The 16810-nt window shown below is 69.6% G+C and carries 16 protein-coding genes; 7 read left to right on the plus strand and 9 right to left on the minus strand.

Features of this window, described 5'->3' with window-relative positions:
* Position 1: 1 nt before the first annotated feature.
* Entirely contained in the window at positions 2-1690 is a 1689-nt protein-coding gene (locus ACEL92_RS18700) for a DAK2 domain-containing protein (protein ID WP_374026268.1), read from the minus strand.
* Positions 1691-1952: 262 nt separating this feature from the next.
* On the opposite strand from ACEL92_RS18700, the gene rpmB reads away from it, so the two are divergent.
* Complete coding sequence (gene rpmB / locus ACEL92_RS18705) at positions 1953-2147, plus strand: 50S ribosomal protein L28 (protein WP_374022185.1); 195 nt, start codon at positions 1953-1955, stop codon at positions 2145-2147.
* 17 nt (positions 2148-2164) lie between these two features.
* Here rpmB and ACEL92_RS18710 read toward each other — a convergent pair whose 3' ends face one another.
* Both ACEL92_RS18710 and ACEL92_RS18715 read right to left on the minus strand, forming a co-directional pair.
* Positions 2165-2986 (minus strand): mycofactocin-coupled SDR family oxidoreductase, encoded by an 822-nt coding sequence (locus ACEL92_RS18710; protein WP_374022186.1) that lies wholly within the window; start codon positions 2984-2986, stop codon positions 2165-2167.
* 2 nt (positions 2987-2988) lie between these two features.
* Positions 2989-3879: an SDR family NAD(P)-dependent oxidoreductase gene (locus tag ACEL92_RS18715; RefSeq protein WP_374022187.1), complete on the minus strand. Its 891-nt coding sequence runs from the start codon at positions 3877-3879 to the stop codon at positions 2989-2991.
* A gap of 96 nt (positions 3880-3975) precedes the next feature.
* Here ACEL92_RS18715 and ACEL92_RS18720 point away from each other — a divergent pair, with 96 nt between their 5' ends.
* From ACEL92_RS18720 to ACEL92_RS18730, 3 genes are all read left to right on the plus strand, one after another.
* Positions 3976-4419 carry a nuclear transport factor 2 family protein gene (locus tag ACEL92_RS18720; RefSeq protein ID WP_374022188.1) on the plus strand — a complete coding sequence of 148 codons (444 nt, stop codon included), beginning with the start codon at positions 3976-3978 and terminating at the stop codon, positions 4417-4419.
* A gap of 62 nt (positions 4420-4481) precedes the next feature.
* Positions 4482-5726, plus strand: a complete 1245-nt coding sequence (locus tag ACEL92_RS18725; RefSeq protein WP_374022189.1) for a hypothetical protein — start codon at positions 4482-4484, stop codon at positions 5724-5726.
* Position 5727: 1 nt separating this feature from the next.
* Positions 5728-6558 carry an oxidoreductase gene (locus ACEL92_RS18730; RefSeq protein WP_374022190.1) on the plus strand — a complete coding sequence of 277 codons (831 nt, stop codon included), beginning with the start codon at positions 5728-5730 and terminating at the stop codon, positions 6556-6558.
* A gap of 128 nt (positions 6559-6686) precedes the next feature.
* Here ACEL92_RS18730 and ACEL92_RS18735 read toward each other — a convergent pair whose 3' ends face one another.
* The 4 genes from ACEL92_RS18735 to ACEL92_RS18750 all read right to left on the minus strand — a co-directional run bounded on the left by ACEL92_RS18735 (position 6687) and on the right by ACEL92_RS18750 (position 10787).
* Positions 6687-8051, minus strand: coding sequence for an HNH endonuclease signature motif containing protein (locus ACEL92_RS18735; protein WP_374022191.1), 1365 nt, complete (start codon positions 8049-8051; stop codon positions 6687-6689).
* A gap of 118 nt (positions 8052-8169) precedes the next feature.
* A complete protein-coding gene (locus ACEL92_RS18740) occupies positions 8170-9096 on the minus strand; it encodes an NADP-dependent oxidoreductase (RefSeq protein ID WP_374026269.1) in 927 nt (308 codons plus the stop codon).
* Between the two features lie 5 nt (positions 9097-9101).
* Positions 9102-9785, minus strand: coding sequence for a uracil-DNA glycosylase (locus tag ACEL92_RS18745; RefSeq protein ID WP_374026270.1), 684 nt, complete (start codon positions 9783-9785; stop codon positions 9102-9104).
* A gap of 39 nt (positions 9786-9824) precedes the next feature.
* The gene (locus tag ACEL92_RS18750; protein ID WP_374022192.1) at positions 9825-10787 is read right to left on the minus strand and encodes a thiamine-phosphate kinase; all 963 of its coding nucleotides are present in this window, start codon (positions 10785-10787) and stop codon (positions 9825-9827) included.
* Between the two features lie 159 nt (positions 10788-10946).
* Between ACEL92_RS18750 and ACEL92_RS18755 the strand changes: the two genes are divergently transcribed.
* Positions 10947-11516 (plus strand): DUF3515 domain-containing protein, encoded by a 570-nt coding sequence (locus tag ACEL92_RS18755; protein ID WP_374022193.1) that lies wholly within the window; start codon positions 10947-10949, stop codon positions 11514-11516.
* Here the strand turns inward: ACEL92_RS18755 and ACEL92_RS18760 are convergent.
* Complete coding sequence (locus ACEL92_RS18760) at positions 11513-12625, minus strand: D-alanine--D-alanine ligase family protein (RefSeq protein WP_374022194.1); 1113 nt, start codon at positions 12623-12625, stop codon at positions 11513-11515. The two genes, ACEL92_RS18755 and ACEL92_RS18760, sit on opposite strands and share 4 nt — an antisense overlap.
* 71 nt (positions 12626-12696) lie before the next feature.
* On the minus strand, positions 12697-13716 hold the full coding sequence (locus ACEL92_RS18765) for an NAD(P)H-dependent glycerol-3-phosphate dehydrogenase (RefSeq protein WP_374022195.1): 1020 nt from the start codon (positions 13714-13716) through the stop codon (positions 12697-12699).
* A gap of 112 nt (positions 13717-13828) precedes the next feature.
* On the opposite strand from ACEL92_RS18765, the gene cofC reads away from it, so the two are divergent.
* Complete coding sequence (cofC, locus tag ACEL92_RS18770) at positions 13829-14482, plus strand: 2-phospho-L-lactate guanylyltransferase (protein ID WP_374022196.1); 654 nt, start codon at positions 13829-13831, stop codon at positions 14480-14482.
* An 89-nt stretch (positions 14483-14571) separates the two neighbouring features.
* The gene (locus ACEL92_RS18775; RefSeq protein ID WP_374022197.1) at positions 14572-16764 is read left to right on the plus strand and encodes an RNA degradosome polyphosphate kinase; all 2193 of its coding nucleotides are present in this window, start codon (positions 14572-14574) and stop codon (positions 16762-16764) included.
* Positions 16765-16810 lie beyond the last annotated feature (46 nt).

A 16810-nucleotide genomic window follows, 5' to 3' on the forward strand; every position in this document is an offset into this window, starting at 1 on the left:
GCTACTCGACCCCGATCAACAGCGCGTCACCGCGATGGCCCGTGCGGTAGGTGACCAGCTCGGTGCCCGGGTGGTGGTCGTGCATGTGCTTTTGCAGGATGTCGCCGACGGCCGCGACGTCGTCATCCGATTCGATGGCGGCGCCGACCAGGACGGTCACCAGGTCCCCGCCGGAGGCCAGCAGCAGATCCAGCAGGCCGATGGCCGCCGCGATCGCGTCGGCCGCCACGATCAGCACCTCGTCGCCCGCGATGCCCAGCCCGTCTCCGGGCTGGCAGCGGCCGGCCCAGGTCAGCGCGCTCTCGGTCGCGATGCGCACGGACGCGTGCCGGGCCGCGCCGGCGGCGCGGGCCATGGTGTAGCCGTCGTCCACCGCCTGCCGGCCGGTTTCGTGCACGGCCAGCGCCGCCAGCCCCTGAACCATCGACGCCGTCGGGATCGGCACCACGTCGATGCCCCAGCCGATGGCCGCGGTGCACCCGGCCACCAGCTCCTCGGCGGGCACATAGCCGTTGGGCAGCACCATCACCTGCGCGGCGCCGGTGTCGATGACCGCGCGCATCAGCTGGTGCGCACTGATGTTCACCGGGTCGCCGGCGGCCCGATCGCGCTGCAGCACGCAGGCGCCCTCCCCGCCGAACAGCTCGGCGGCGCCGTCGCCGTCTACGACGGCCAGCACCGCCCGCTCCCGCGTCCAGCCACCGACCGGCAGGCCGGCGGCACCCAAGCTCAGCGCCGAAATCACGATGCGGCTCAGCCGCCCCGCGGCCAGCCCCGCCTCGACCGCGGCACCGGCGTCGTCGGTGTGCACGTGCACCGAGTACGTACGCTCGGCCGACGACGTCGCGGCCGCGATGCCCACGGAATCGCCCAGCTCACCGAGCCGGTCCCGCAGCGCGTCGGCCGCGGCCGCATCGCAGCCGTCCAAGCGGTACATCACCTCGAATTGCGGCGCCGGGCGCTCGGCTGCGGCGTCCGGTTGCGGCGCCCGCGGCGACAGCTCGTACACGGTTCGGGCGGGCGCCTGACCGGTGACGGTGGTGCGCAGGGCGTCCAGCAGGACCAGCAGGCCCCGGCCGCCGGCGTCCACCGCGCCCGCGTCGGCCAGCACGTCGAGCTGCTCGGTCGTCTTCTCCAGCGCGATCACCGCCGCGTCGCCTGCGGCGGTGACCGCTGGGGCGAGCCCCTCCCCGGCCTGGGCGCACTCCCCGACGGCGTCCGCCGCCGCCCGCAGCACCGAGACGATGGTTCCCGGGATCTCCTCCCCGCCCATCGACGCGATGACCAGGTCCACGCCGCGCCGCAACGACGCCGCGAGGATGGCGGTATCGATATGGGGCAGCTCACCGCCGGAATCGGCCGCCGCGACGGCGGTGACGTCGGCGATTCCCCGCAGAATCTGCGACAGGATCACCCCGGAATTCCCGCGCGCGCCGTTGAGCGCACCGGCCGACATCGCGGCCGCGGCCCGGGCGACGCAGGCCGAGCCGCCCTCGGCATTCACCCCGGCGTTGGCCTCGGCCAGCGCCGAACGCATGGTGAACAGCATGTTGGCGCCGGTATCGGAGTCGGCGACCGGGAAGACGTTGAGCCGGTTGATCTCGTCAATGTGGGTGATGAGGTCGCTGACCGCGGTGTGCGCCCAGTCCCGCAAGGCGATCGCGTCGAGCAGACGTTCCGACGTTCCCAGTGTCAGCCACCTCCTCCACAACCAGGCCCCCGGTGGGCGCCAGCGTAGCCCGGCGACTCGGGCGACGGCTGCCCTCGCCCACCACCCGCCCGCGGGGCCGATCCGGCCCATTGAGCCTAGCCAGACGGGGCGACAGCGGTGGTGATCGTTTTGGTGGTTGCCACCGGAGTCGGTATCCTGGTTGGGCCCGGGTCGACCCGGGCTTTCCCGGCCCCGTGTCAGACCGCCGAGCCGGACCCCCGAGATTTGAGGAGCTTGAACCATGGCCGCTGTGTGCGACATCTGCGGGAAAGGCCCCGGCTTCGGCAAGTCGGTGTCGCACTCCCACCGCCGCACCAGCCGCCGGTGGGACCCCAACGTCCAGACCGTGCATGTTGTCACCCGCCCGGGCGGCAACAAGCAGCGCCTCAACGCCTGCACGTCCTGCATCAAGGCCGGCAAGGTCCTGCGAGGCTAGTCGGCGCTAGTCCGGAGCTACATGACGATGTGCCCGGCGTCGACGGGTATCGACACGCCCGTCACGTAGCGGGCACGGGGACCCACCAGCCACAGCACCGCTTCCGTCACGTCTTGCGCTTCGACCAGCGGGACGTCGGGCAGCAGCATCTGCGAGACGGCCGGGTTGGGGTTCTCCAGCATCCGGTTGACGACGAAGTCGTTGAGGATCATCGGCGTCATGACGCCGCTCGGGTGCACCGAGTTGACCCGAATCTTGTGCGGCGCGTAGGCATTGGCCGCTGACCGCATCAACCCCACCACCCCGTGCTTGGACGCGGCGTAAGCGAACATCGCCGCGCTCCCGTCGCCGCCCCGGCCGGTCAGCCCCTGCGACGAGCTCACCAACACGATCGACCCGCCCTGACCCTTGCGGACGATCGAGGGCACCGTTGCCAGCAACGTGTGCCACACGCCCTTGAGGTTGGTGTCGACGATCGTGTTGAACACCGGTTCGGAGCGGGCCTCCGGGTCACCGATCGCCACCACGCCGGCGTTGGCGACGACGATGTCCACCTCCCCGAGTTCGTCGATTCCGCTTTGCACCGCGGCCTCCAGTTGCGGCAGGTCGCGGACGTCGGCGACGACTGGCGCCGCCCTGCGGCCGGCGGCTTGCACCAGCCGCGCGGTCTCGTCGAGATCCGACTTGGTGCCCAGCGGGTAGGGAATCGCGTCGATGTCGGTGCAGATGTCCACGGCGATGATGTCGGCGCCCTGTTCGGCGAAGGCCACCGCGTGACTGCGGCCCTGGCCGCGCGCCGCACCGGTAATGACGGCGACCTTGTTGTCGAGTTCTCCCATGGTTACACCTCCAGCCTCGTGCCGGTCTCTTGCTCGGCGAAGGCCACCAGGCGGGCGGCCACGTCGTAGTCGCACGCGACCGGCGACCGGCCGATCAGCACGGGGCCGCCGCGCAGGCCGAACCGCCCGGTCACCCCGACGTAACTGCCTGGTGGCAACGGCTCGCTGATGCAGTACAGCGTGGGGGCCGCGCCCTCGTCGATGTCGTTGGCCAGCCGGTCGGCCACCATCTTGACCACCTTGTGGGCCGCCGACATCAGCGGCGAGTCGCCGAGTTGCGACAGGTTCGACGCCACCCAGCCCGGGTGGGTGAGCTGGGTGACCACCGGCGATCCGGCCGCCCGCAGCCTGCGGTCCAGCTCCAGCCCCCACAGCATGACCGCGAGCTTCGATTGCGCGTAGGCGCCCAGCCGGGTCCATTTGTGCCGGCGCAGATGCAGGTCGTCGAGGTGCAGCGTCGCCGACCGGTGCGCGTCGGAGCCGACGTTGATGATCTGCGAGCGCACCCTGGGCAGGAGCAGGTTGGTCAGGGCGAACGGGCCGAGCAGGTTGGTGCCCAGCGTCTTCTCGAATCCGTCGACGGTTTCGGTGCGGCGGTCGGTCAGGGCGCCTGCGTTGTTGATCAGGATGTCGACGTCGTCGTCGATCGAACCGGCGAAGGCTCGCACCGAGGACTGGTCGGCGAGGTCGACCCTGGCCACCGTGGTCGAGCCGCCCATCTCGGCGGCGCGTCGCGCGCCCAGTTCGGTGTTGCGCACCGCCAGGATCACGTGCGCGCCGGCCTTGGCCAGTGCGCGGGCGGTCCCGAGCCCGACGCCGTTGGTCGCTCCGGTCACGACGACTCGTTTGCCGGTCAGGTTGCCGAGCCGGCTCGGCGTCCAAGTTGGGGTCACGGCGATCAACAGTAATGGTCGGTTCTATGTAAATTCGGCCGATTCTGCCACCATTGTTCGCGGAAGCGGCGGCAACGGGTGCGACGGGTGGTCCACATGGGTGACAGCGCAACAGAAATCACGAACCTGATCTACACCTACGCCGAGCTTCTCGATGGCGGCGACCTGGAGGGGGTCGCCCGGCTTTTTGAGCACGGCCGCATCTGTGGCGTGGAGAACGGCCCACCGGAGACGGTGTTCGCCGGTGCCGCCCGCGTGCGCAAGATGTATGAGATGGCCACGCGCATCTACGAAGACGGCACCCCCAAGACCAAGCACAACACCACCAACGTGCAGCTGCACATCGACGAGGACACGGGGACCGCCCGCAGCACGTCGTACTACTGCGTCACCCAGGCCACCCCCGACCTGCCGCTGCAGGTGATCGTCACCGGGCACTACAAGGACACGTTCCACCGGGTCCAGGGCGCCTGGCGGTTCGACAGCCGCACCATGTTCGTCGACCAGGTCGGCGACGTCAGCCAGCATTTGAAGTTCTGAGCCGGGTCGGCTATTCACATTGGACGCCAATGCTTTTGGAAAGCGCACCGAAAGAAGAGCGCATGCCTGACCACCCCGTCGCGACAGCGTCGCAGCACGAACAGGAATTGGCAGCGCTCGAGCTGGTCCAACATCCGGTCGTCAAGGACGCCTATCGATCGGTGGCGCAGACCTGGCTAGGCCGGGCCAAGGCATCGCAGGCGATGCGGGAGCGGTTCGACGACGCGTTCGCCGAGGTGATGTTCTCGGCGGCGGTGTGGTCGTCCAACCAGGACAAGCTGCGGCCCAAGGTCAGCTGCATCACCCGGCTGGCGCACCCCGTCGACGGCCGGCGCGTCCCCGGGTCGCGCTGGGGCATCGACAATCCCGACAGCGTCTACCGGGTGATCCCGATCTCCGGCGACGAACGCTACGAAATCCACGGCCGGGTCGGCGAGCACCGCATGACCGAAAACTACTTCACGCTCTGGGATGCGCACATGGGCACGGTCGACGTGCTCAACGGGCGCACCATGCAGGTCGACTCCGATGGCAGCTTCACCATCACCGTGGATGCCGATCCCGCCGGCGGCCGGCCCAACCACGTGCAGACCACCCCCGCGGCACACGAGTTCTACATCCGCGACGTGCTGTTGGACTGGGCCCGGGACGACCCCAATCATCTTGAGGTGCAACGGCTTGGCGGCCCGCCCGCGAGGCCGGCGCGCACGCTCGACGAGCAGGCCGAGGCCACCGCGGCGATGATGGACTATTTCGCCAACTTCACCGGCAAGCTCAGCCACGGCGTGTACAAGATGCCCCCCAACCAGTTCGACCTGGCCTGGTCGGCCGATAAGGTCGGCGCGATGCGCAACCAGGTCTATGTGATGGGCCGCGTCGACCTCGCGCCCGACGAGGCGTTCGTGGTGGACCTCAATGACGGTGGGGCCGAATACTTCACGGTCCCACTGAGCAACATCTGGGGCACCACGCTGGACATCCTCGACCGCACCGGCAGCCTCAACAAGGCTCAGTCGCTGGCCAACGAGGACGGCAGCTACACCTACGTGATCGCGCCGACCGACCCCGGCGTGGCCAACTGGATCGACTCCGACGGTCTGCGCGAGGCAATTCTGACCTTGCGCATGGCCGAATTCGGGGAGGCGGGTCCCCGCCAAGACCTCGGCGCGCGCGGGCGGGTGGTCAAGCTGGACCGGCTCGACGCCGAGGTGGGCCACCTGCCGCGGGTCAGCCCGCAGGATCGGGCCGCGCAACTCGCCGACCGCCGCGCCGCGTATCTGCGGCGCCTGCCGGAAGGATCGGCCTGAGATGGCGCGCTGGCTCATCACCGGATGTTCGACCGGCTTCGGCCGTGAAATCGCCCGCGCCGCTTTGGAAGCGGGCCACAGTGCGGTGGTGACCGCGCGGCGCGCCGACTCGGTGCGCGACTTCGCCGGCGAGTTCGGTGACCGGGCGCGCCCCGTCGCGCTCGATGTGACGGACCCCCGACAGATCGCGGCGGCCGTGTCGGCCGCCGAGGCGGCGTTCGGCGGCGTCGACGTCCTGGTCAACAACGCCGGCCACGGCTACCTGGCCGCCGTCGAGGAGGGCGAGGACGCCGAGGTTCGACAGCTGTTCGAGGTCAACTACTTTGGCGCGGTCAACATGATCAAGGCGGTGCTGCCGGCGATGCGCGCCCGCCGCTCCGGGCACATCATCAACATGTCGTCGATGACCGGTCTGGTCGCCAACCCGCCCAACGCGTATTACTCGTCGACGAAGTTCGCGCTGGAGGCGATCACCGAGGCGCTCGCCACCGAGGTGCGGCCGCTGGGGATCAAGGTGACCGCGATCGAGCCGGGCGCCTTCCGCACCGACTGGGCGACCCGATCGATGAAGGAGTCGGCCACCCCGATCGCCGATTACGCCGACGTGTCGGCGCGCAAGGATCTGATCAAGCAGTTCGCCGATCATCTCCCCGGTGATCCCAGGAAGGTCGCCGAGGCGGTGCTGATGGTGACCACGCTCGACGAGCCGCCGCTGCGGCTGCTGCTGGGCCGTGACGTGCTCAAGGCCATGCGCGACAAGCTCGCCGCGCTGTCATCGTCGATCGAAGAGTGGAAATCCGTCACCAAGGACGTCAACTTCGCGGGATCGTGAATCACTCGTCGAGTGTGGGCCGCTCCCGCATGGCGTCTTCCAAGTCGCCGCCACCAGGCCAGCGCGATCGTGAGCGTCGCGGAGTCCGGCACGATACGGGTCGCGGCGATCAGGCCAATTTGCTGAGGTCAAACAGGTTCGTCGTCGTCGGTGTCGCGGAGGAACCTCTCGGGGTGGTGGTAGGTGTTGGTGCGGGGTTGGCCGCGGTCGAGGTGGGGTGGGGGGATCCACTCGGTTTCGCCGCGGGCGTTGGTGCGGGTGGTCCAGCCTTGTTCGGCCAGGCGGTTGTCGGGGCCGCAGGCCAAGGTGAGGTCGTCGATGTCGGTACGGCCGGTCCCAGCCCAGCCGCGTACGTGGTGGACCTGGCTGTGGTAGGCCGGCGCATCACATCCCGGCCGGGTGCAGCCACGATCCTTGGCATATAACATGATCCGCTGCCCAGGTGAGGCGAACCGTTTGGCGTGATACAGCGCCAGGGAACGGCCCTTGTCGAAGATCGCCAGATAATGGTGCGCGTGGCCGGCCCAGCGGATCACATCCGACATCGGCACCAGCGTGCCGCCGGCGGTCAGGGCCTTACCGGCGGCGGCCTCCAACTCCTGCAGCGTGGTGGTCACCACGATCGACACCGGCAACCCGTTGTGCTGGCCCAGTTTTCCAGACGCCAGCAGGGCGCGCAGCCCGGCTAGGAAGGCGTCGTGGGTGCGTTGCGCGGCGCTGCGGGTATCGCGGCGCACCGCGTCATCATCGGGAACGCCATCCACAATCGGGGTCTCGTCGTCGGGATTACACACCCCGGGGGCGGCCAGCTTGGCCAACACCGCCTCGATCGCCGCCCGCAACTCCGGGGTGATCACACCGCTCAGCCGCGACATGCCCTCACAATCCTGGGCGCCCAACACGATCCCACGCTTGCGGGCCCGCTCGGCATCACTGAAATCCCCGTCGGGGTGCAACCACTCCATCAGCCGCTTGGCGTAGACGGCCAATTCGTCCGGGCGATACCCGCACGCCTTGCCGGCCAAGTCAGCCTCGGCCGCGGCCCGGGTCACCACGTCGATGGCATCGGGCAGCTGGGCAAAAAAGCCGCGGATCACCCTGATGTGCCCCTCCCCGATCAACCCCGCACGCTGACCGGCCGCGGTCGCACTCAACAGTGGCGCCAACGGCTCACCGCTCAACGCCCGGCGCTCACCAAGCTCGGCGGCCTCGCCGACGCGCCGGGCGGCCTCGGCCTTGGTGATCCGCAACCGATCGGCCAGCCCCACCCGCAGCGAGCCGCCCAACTCTTCAGCGCTGGCCTGCGCACCGAGCTGATTGATCAACGCATGCTGCGGCGCCCGGAGCCGACGGGCCACCCGTTCCACCCGCTCCAAAACGCGCAACCGCTCCGGGGTGGTCAACACGTCAAACGACAACCCACACAACCGGTCAGCATCGTCGTCGAGCGCGTCGATGACCTCGACGATCTCCTCGCGACTACTGACACTCATACCCCAAACCCTACGAACACCCACCGACAAAAAAGCCCGCATTGTGACCACTGAAACCAAAGTGACACAAGGGATTACAGAAAGACCACGAGCCCGGAAGCAGGAACCGCCAACCGTCCTAATCGCGGACGACGATGACCGTCTTTCCGGGGCGACGGCCCGGGCGCCCGCGGCTTTCGAACGCCTCGCGGCCCCGCTCGAGCGGGAAGGTCTCGGCGATGTCGACGCGCAACCGTCCGCCGTCGACCAGCGCGGCGAGTTCCCTGAGCTGGTCGCGGTCCGGTGTGACGATGAAAAATGTTGCCGTGACGCCGTATTCGTCGGCTCGGCCCTCCGGCGGTGGCGCCGACAGGGTGACCAGCCGCCCACCACGGCGCAGCACGGGAAACGACCGGTCCAACGTCTCACCGCCGACGGTGTCGATCACCACGTCGTACACCGCATCGTCGAAAGTCTCGGTGCGGACGTCGATCACCCGGTCGGCGCCATGCCCGCGAACCAGCTCGGCGCCGTCGCTGCGCACGGTCGCGGTGACGCGCGCGCCCAGCATCGCTGCCAGCTGGACCGCCAGGGCGCCCACCCCACCCGCGCCGCCGTGCACCAGCACGTTCTCGCCGGCCCGCACGCCCGCCTGGTCGACCAGCGCCTGCAGGGCGGTCAGGCCGGCCAGCGGCAGCGCGGCGGCGACGACGTGCGAAACCGTCGACGGCTTGGCGGCCAGGTCGGCCGCGGGAACGCAGACGAATTCGGCCGCGCCGCCGTCGCGGTCGAACGGGATCAGTCCGTACACCTCGTCGCCGGGCGCGAAATCCGCGACGCCCGCGGCCACCTCGCGGACGACCCCCGAGACTTCGTGCGACGGGATCACCGGTGTGCGGCTGACGCCGTCTTGGGTCCAGGTCTCATCCCAGGTCAACTCGTCGAACGTGATAGCCGCGGCGTGGACGGCCACGAGGGCTTCGCCGGCGGCGGGGACCGGTACGGGCGCCGGCTCGACGACCAATTGCTCCGGGCCGCCCCGGTGGTGCGCCCGCAAGGCCTTCATCTCGGTCACGGCAGCCGCCAATCGATGGGGTCGGCGCCCATGCCCGTCAACAGTTGGTTGGCGCGGCTGAACGGGCGCGACCCGAAGAACCCCCGAGAAGCCGACAGCGGTGAGGGATGCGGGGACTCGATGGCCACGCAATTCCCTTCGGCCAGAATCGGTTTCAGCGTGGCGGCGTCGCGTCCCCACAGGATCGACACCAATGGCTGCGATCGTGCGGCCAGTGCGCGGATCGCGCACTCGGTCACCGCTTCCCAACCCTTGCCCCGGTGCGAGGCCGGATTGCTCGGCCGCACGGTGAGCACTCGGTTCAGCAGCATCACCCCGCGTTGAGCCCACGGGGTCAAGTCACCGCACGAGGGCTGCGGGTAGCCGAGGTCGGCGGAGTATTCGTCGAAGATGTTGGCCAGGCTGCGCGGCAGTGGACGCACGTCGGGCGCCACCGAAAAGCTCAGCCCCACGGCGTGCCCCGGTGTTGGGTACGGGTCCTGCCCGACGATCAGCACTCGGACGTCGTCGAACGGAAAGGTGAACGCCCGCAGCACATTCTGGCCCGCTGGCAGATACCTACGCCCGGCGGCGATCTCGGCCCGCAGGAACTGACCCATGGCGGCCACCCGATCCGCCACCGGTTCCAGCGCGGCGGCCCAGCCCTGCTCGACGAGTTCGGTCAACGGCCGCGCCGTCATCGCCGGTCCTTTCGTAGCATCGGCGCTCACCGCGCCACCCTAACGCTCATATGACTGCCAGCCCGCGTAGCCGGTCCAGGGTTGTCCGTCGACGAGCACGTCGGCCTCGCCCTCGAGGACCCGCCCGATGATTCGCCATCCCGCCGGCGCCGGCCCGGCGAAACAGGCCACCAGGGCGTGGTCTTCGCCGCCGCCCAGCACCCACGACCACGGGTCCGCGCCGACCGCGGTGCCCGCGGCGGTCAGCGCATCGTGGTCGGCGGCCAGCGCGGCGGTCGACAGATCCATCGCCACGCGGGACGCCTCGGCGACGTGCCGGAGGTCGGCGACCAGGCCGTCGGAGACGTCGATCATCGCCTGCGCTCCCCCGGCCGCCGCCGCCACGCCCTGGCCGTAGGGCGGCTCGGGAACCAGATGCCGGCGCCGCAGCGAGTCGAAACCCTCAATACCCTTGCCGAACAACGCAAGGCCGGCCGCCGAGCGGCCCAGGTCGCCGGCGACCGCGATCACTGATCCCGCCTTAGCGCCGGACCGTAACACCGGCGCGCGGCCGTCCAGATCGCCCAGCACCGTCACGGAGACCACCCACTGCGGGCAGCCGACGAGGTCGCCGCCGGCGATGCCCGCGCCGATGCGGTGCGCCTCGTCCCACATTCCGCCGACCAGCGCGTCGACGTCGGCGGTCGGCGTGTCGCCAGGGGCGCCGAAGGCGACCACGAAGGCCGTGGGCCGCGCGCCCATCGCCTCGATGTCCGCGGCGTTCTGGGCGATGGCCTTGCGGCCGACGTCGTGCGGGGTCGACCAGTCCAGCCGAAAGTGCCGGTCCTCGACGAGCATGTCGGTCGACACCGCGACGCGGCCGTCGTCGGCTTGGATCACCGCCGCGTCGTCGCCCGGCCCGACCGCCACCGCGGGCGGCTGCCGGCGACCGCGCACCAATCGATCGATGACCGCGAACTCACCGAGCTGCTGCAGAGTGGAATTCGATCCGTCCTCGCCCACGCCACCTCCTCCGGCGCGTTCCCGCCCTGTACGGGCCTCTATCCGGCCGCCGACCTGCGGTAAGTTGGGTTACTGCCGGCGCGAGCGGCCCGCGCCAGTTTAGAACCACGTCACGATGCGGACCGCTCGCGGCCCGAGATAGGAGGTGCGCGGGCGGTGATGACCGACCCCGATACCCGCCCCGCCGTCGACGAGGGGCCCCGGCCCGCGCTGATCATCGCCGCGGTCGCCCTGGCCGTCGTCGCGATCGGGGTGATCCTGGTGATCGCGGCCACCCGCGAGGCGCCACCGCAACCGGTCGCCGTGCCCGCGGCCCCGGCGCCCCAGGCCGACAGCGCCGCATGCCGGGCGCTGGCCGGGGTGCTGCCGCAGCGGCTCGGCGACTATCAACGCGCGCCCGTCGCACAGCCGGCGCCCCCGGGCGCCACCGCGTGGCGGGCCGGACCGGACGGCGAGCCCGTCGTGCTGCGCTGCGGGCTCGACCGCCCCGCGGAGTTCGTGGTGGGCTCTCCGATCCAGGTCGTCGACCGGGTGCAGTGGTTCGAGGTGCATTCCCAACAGCAGTCCGCCGGTGACGCGGGCAGGTCGACCTGGTACACGGTGGATAGGCCGGTGTACATCGCGCTCACGCTGCCCTCGGGATCGGGCCCGACGCCGATCCAGCAACTCTCGGAACTGATCGACCGCACCATCGCGGCGATGCCGATCAACCCGGCGCCAGCTGGTTAGCGCAAACCCACGCCCCGGGCCAGCGCCGTTTCCACCATGGTCGCCAGCAGGGTGGGATAGTCCACGCCGCTGGCTGCCCACATCCTCGGGTACATCGAAATCGTGGTGAACCCCGGCATCGTGTTGATCTCGTTGAGCACCGGTCCGTCGTCGGTGAGGAAGAAATCGACGCGGGCCAGCCCCTGGCAGTCGATGGCTTTGAACGCCCGGACCGCCAAATGCCGGATGGCATCGGTGATCTCGTCGTCCACCTTGGCCGGCACGTCCAATTCGGCTGCATCGTCAAGATATTTCGTAGTGAAGTCGTAGAACGAATCCTCGCGTCCGCGCACTCCCGCCACCCGGATCTCCCCCACCGTGCTGGCTTCAATTGTGCCGTCGGGCATTTCGAGCACGCCGCACTCCAGCTCGCGGCCGGTGATCGCCGCCTCCACAATCACCTTCGGGTCGTGCCGGCGCGCGGCCGCGACGGCGACGGGCAGGTCGTCCCAGCTTGCCACCCGGGTGACGCCAATCGACGAGCCGCCCCGCGCGGGTTTGACGAACACCGGCAGGCCGAGCCGCTCGCATTCCTCGGGCTGCAGGGTCGACCGCGACGGGCGCAGCACTGCGTAGGCGCCGACCGGCAAGCCTTCGGCGGCGAACAGCTTCTTGGTGAACTCCTTGTCCATGCCCGCCGCGCTGGCCAGCACGCCGGCCCCGACATAGGGCACCCCGGCCAGTTCCAGCAGGCCCTGGAGCGTGCCGTCTTCCCCGTACGGTCCGTGCAGCACCGGAAACACCACATCGACCGACGCCAACACCTCGCCGGCCCCCGGCGCAAGGGCGACCAGTTGGCCGCCGCGGCGCGGATCCGCCGGCAGGGCAAGTTCGGTGCCCGATTGCGCGGTCACCTCGGGCAGCTGCCGGTTGCTGATGGCCAGCGCGTCCGGGTCGCCGTCGGTGAGCACCCACGATCCCTCCGGGGTGATGCCGATCGCCAGCACCTCGAACCGCTCGGGGTCGAGGTTGCGCAGGATGCTGCCCGCGGACACGCACGAAATGGCGTGCTCGTTGCTGCGCCCGCCGAAGACGACGGCGACGCGCACGCGGTTTCCGCTGGCACTCACAATTCAAAGAGGCTACCGGTTGCGCGGCACCGGGGCCGGGCGGCGCCGCTGGCTGCGATCTTCGATGGCGGTCACTCGGGCTTGGTCCGGCGGCCGAGCAGCAGCGCCATCGCCTCGTCCACCGACAGCCCTTTGTGGCAGACCCGGTGCACCGCGTCGGTGAGCGGCATCTCGACGTCGTAACTGGACGCGAGCGCCAGCACCGACTCGCACGACGTCACGCCCTCGACGACGTGGCCGCCGCCGGCCTGCATGGCCGACTCCATCGTCCCGCCGCGGCCCAGGCGTTCGCCGAAGGACCGGTTGCGCGACTGCGGCGACGTGCACGTCGCCACCAGGTCGCCCACGCCGGCCAGGCCGGCCAGCGTGGCGCCCTTGGCGCCGAGCGCGATTCCCAACCGGATGATCTCGGCCAGGCCGCGGGTGATGATCGCCGCCGCGGTGTTCTCCCCCAGCCCGACGCCGGCGGCCATGCCGCACGCGAGCGCGATGACGTTCTTGCACGCCCCGCCGATCTCGGTGCCGACGACATCACTATTGGTGTAGGGGCGGAAGTAGCCGGTGTTGAGCATGCGCTGCAGCGCGACGGCGCGACCGGAGTCGCTGCACGCCACGACCGTGGCGGCGGGCTGGCATTCGGCGATCTCGCTGGCCAGGTTCGGCCCCGAAACCACCGCGACCTGAGCCGGGTCCACCCCCGTCGCCGAGACGATGACCTGACTCATCCGCATCAAGGTGCCCAGCTCGATGCCCTTGGCCAGGCTGACCAGGGTGGCGCCCTCAGACACCTGCGGCGCCCACCCTTCGAGGTTGGCGCGCATCGTCTGCGCGGGCACTCCCAACAGCACCGTCGAAGCGCCGGCCAGGGCCTCGGCCGCGTCGGTGGTCGCGCGGATGCCCGCCGGCAGCGCGGTGCCGGGCAGGTAGTCGGGGTTGGTCCGGGTGGCGTTGATCTGGTCGGCGACGTCGGACCGGCGCGCCCACAGCGTGACCTCGGATCCCGGTTCCCCGGCTTCGACGAGCACCTTGGCCAGCGCCGTGCCCCACGCCCCGGCACCCATGACCGCGACGGCGCCCTGCGAGCCGGTCATCCACCACCCCCGTCTGTCGTCTCGGCGTGTTGCAGCCGCTACACCCTAGATCAGCGGGCGTGACGCGAGCTAGCGCGTCCGCCGTCGGCGGTCGCTGGCAGGATGAGATCTCATGAGCGGCACACGAGCAGACGACGCGGGCAAGGACGTCGCCCTGATCGTCGCCGTCAAGCGGTTGGCCGCGGCCAAGACCAGGCTGGCCCCGGTTTTCTCGGCACGCACTCGGGAGAGCGTGGTGCTCGCCATGCTCATCGACACCCTGACCGCGGCGGGACGCGTCGACGCGTTGGGCTCCGTCACCGTCGTCACGCCCGACGAGGCCGCGGCCGCGGCGGCGACGGAGCTGGGGGCCGAGGTGCTGGCCGACCCGACGCCCGACGGGCACGGCGACCCGCTGAACAACGCCATCGCCACCGCGGAACGGGCGGTGGGTGGATTCTTCCCGAATATCGTTGTGCTGCAAGGCGATTTGCCGGCACTGCAGACGCAGGAGCTGGCCGAGGCCATCGCCGCCGCGCGGCAGCACCGCCGCAGCTTCGTCGCCGACCGGCTGGCGACGGGAACCGCCGCCCTGTTCGCCTTCGGCGCCCCCCTCGATCCGCAGTTCGGCGCCGATTCGTCGGCGCGGCATCGGCGTTCGGGCGCGATCGAACTGACGGGGGCGTGGCCGGGACTGCGTTGCGACGTTGACACGCCCGCCGACCTCGCCGCCGCGCGCCGCCTCGGCGTGGGCGCGGCGACCGCCAGTGCCCTCGCCCATCAGTGACATCGGCCGGCGCCCGGCGAACCTGTCGTCACGGTGAACGTCGTCCCAACGGCGAATGGATGTCCGTCGAGCGCTAGCAGCATCGGCGAGTGATGGGCCATGATCGCAGGGTGACTGAAACCGAAGCTGAGGCACGCCCCGACCAGAACTTGTGGCATCAAGGCGACTCGGCCGTGGCGGCGCCGCCCGCCGCAACGCCGTCCGCCATCACCGACCTGCCGGAGGACCGCTACCTCAACCGCGAGCTGAGCTGGCTCGACTTCAACGCGCGCGTGCTCGCGCTGGCCGACGACAACTCACTGCCATTGTTGGAACGGGCCAAGTTTCTGGCGATCTTCGCGTCCAACCTCGACGAGTTCTACATGGTCCGCGTCGCGGGCCTCAAGCGCCGCGACGAGATGGGGCTGTCGGTTCGTTCCGCCGACGGGCTGACGCCGCGCGAGCAGCTGGCCCTCATCGGTGAGCAGACTCAACGGATCGCGACCCGGCACGCGCGGGTCTTCCTCGATTCGGTGCGCCCGGCGCTCGCCGAGGAAGGCATACATATAGTCACGTGGGCCGATTTGGATCAGGGTGAGCGCGACGAACTGTCGACCTATTTTCACGAGCAGGTCTTTCCGGTCCTGACTCCGCTCGCGGTCGATCCCGCGCACCCCTTCCCCTTCGTCAGTGGGTTGAGTCTGAACCTGGCAGTGATGGTGCGCCAACCCGAGGAGGGCGGCCAGCATTTCGCACGGGTGAAGGTGCCCAACAACGTGGATCGCTTCGTCGAACTGCGCGGCCCCGGACATCCCGACGAGGGCGACGGGCCCGCCGTAATCCGCTATCTGCCAATGGAAGAGCTGATAGCGGCCTTCCTGCCGGTGCTGTTCCCGGGCATGGAGATCGTGCAGCATCACGCGTTCCGCATCACCCGCAACGCCGACTACGAGGTCGAAGAGGACCGCGACGAAGACCTCCTGCAGGCGCTGGAGCGGGAGTTGGCGCGCAGGCGGTTCGGATCGCCGGTGCGACTCGAGGTCGCCAACGACATGACCGAGAGCATGCTGGAATTGCTGTTGCGCGAACTCGACGTGAATCCGGGTGACGTCATCGAGGTGCCCGGCCTGCTCGACCTGTCGTCGCTGTGGCAGGTCTACAGCGTCGACCGGCCGGCGCTCAAAGACCCGGCTTTCGTCCCCGCCACCAGCCCCGCCTTCGTCGACCGTGAGACGCCGAGAAGCATTTTCGCGACGCTGCGCGAAGGCGATGTGCTGCTTCATCATCCGTATGAGTCGTTCTCGACCAGCGTGCAGCGGTTCATCGAGCAGGCGGCCGCGGACCCGAATGTGCTGGCGATCAAGCAGACGCTATACCGCACAAGCGGTGATTCGCCGATCGTTCGGGCGCTCATCGCCGCGGCCGAGGCAGGCAAGCAGGTGGTGGCGCTCGTCGAGATCAAGGCGCGTTTCGACGAGCAGGCCAACATCCGCTGGGCGCGAACGCTGGAGCAGGCGGGTGTGCACGTCGTCTACGGATACGTCGGACTCAAGACGCACTGCAAGACCTGCCTGGTGGTCCGTCGCGAGGGTTCGGCGATCCGGCGCTACTGCCACATCGGCACCGGTAACTACAACGGAAAGACGGCGCGACTCTACGAGGACGTCGGGCTGCTGACCGCGTCTCCCGAGATCGGCGCCGACCTGACCGACCTCTTCAATTCGCTGACCGGCTACTCGCGCAAGGTCTCCTACCGCAACCTTCTGGTCGCCCCGCACGGCATTCGCACGGGCATCATCGAACGCGTAGAGCGCGAGATCGCCGCGCACCGCGAACATGGTGGTGGCCGGATCCGGCTCAAGATGAACGCCCTTGTCGACGAACAGGTCATCGACGCGCTCTACCGTGCATCGCGGGCCGACGTGCGAGTGGAGGTGGTGGTGCGCGGCATCTGCGCGCTACGGCCAGGCGCCGAAGGATTCTCGGAGAACATAGCGGTCCGTTCGATCCTCGGTCGCTTCCTCGAGCATTCCCGCATCATGCATTTCAATCGCATCAACGAGTTTTGGATCGGCAGCGCCGACATGATGCACCGCAACCTCGACCGGCGCGTCGAGGCGTTGGTTCAGGTGAAGGATCCGAGGCTGACCTCATACCTGGACGATTTGTTCGAGTCCGCGCTCGACCCCTCCACCCGCTGCTGGGAGCTGGGGCCCGACGGACAGTGGACCGCGTCGCCGCAGGAGGGTCACACCGTGCGCGACCACCAAGTCTCGTTGATGGAGCGGCACCGCAGTCAATAACCCTCTGCGTGGTGATCTACGGTTGTCTCCGGCCGCACGGCGAACG

This window comes from Mycobacterium hainanense, assembly GCF_041890355.1.
In the GTDB taxonomy this organism is placed as follows: Bacteria; Actinomycetota; Actinomycetes; order Mycobacteriales; family Mycobacteriaceae; genus Mycobacterium; species Mycobacterium hainanense.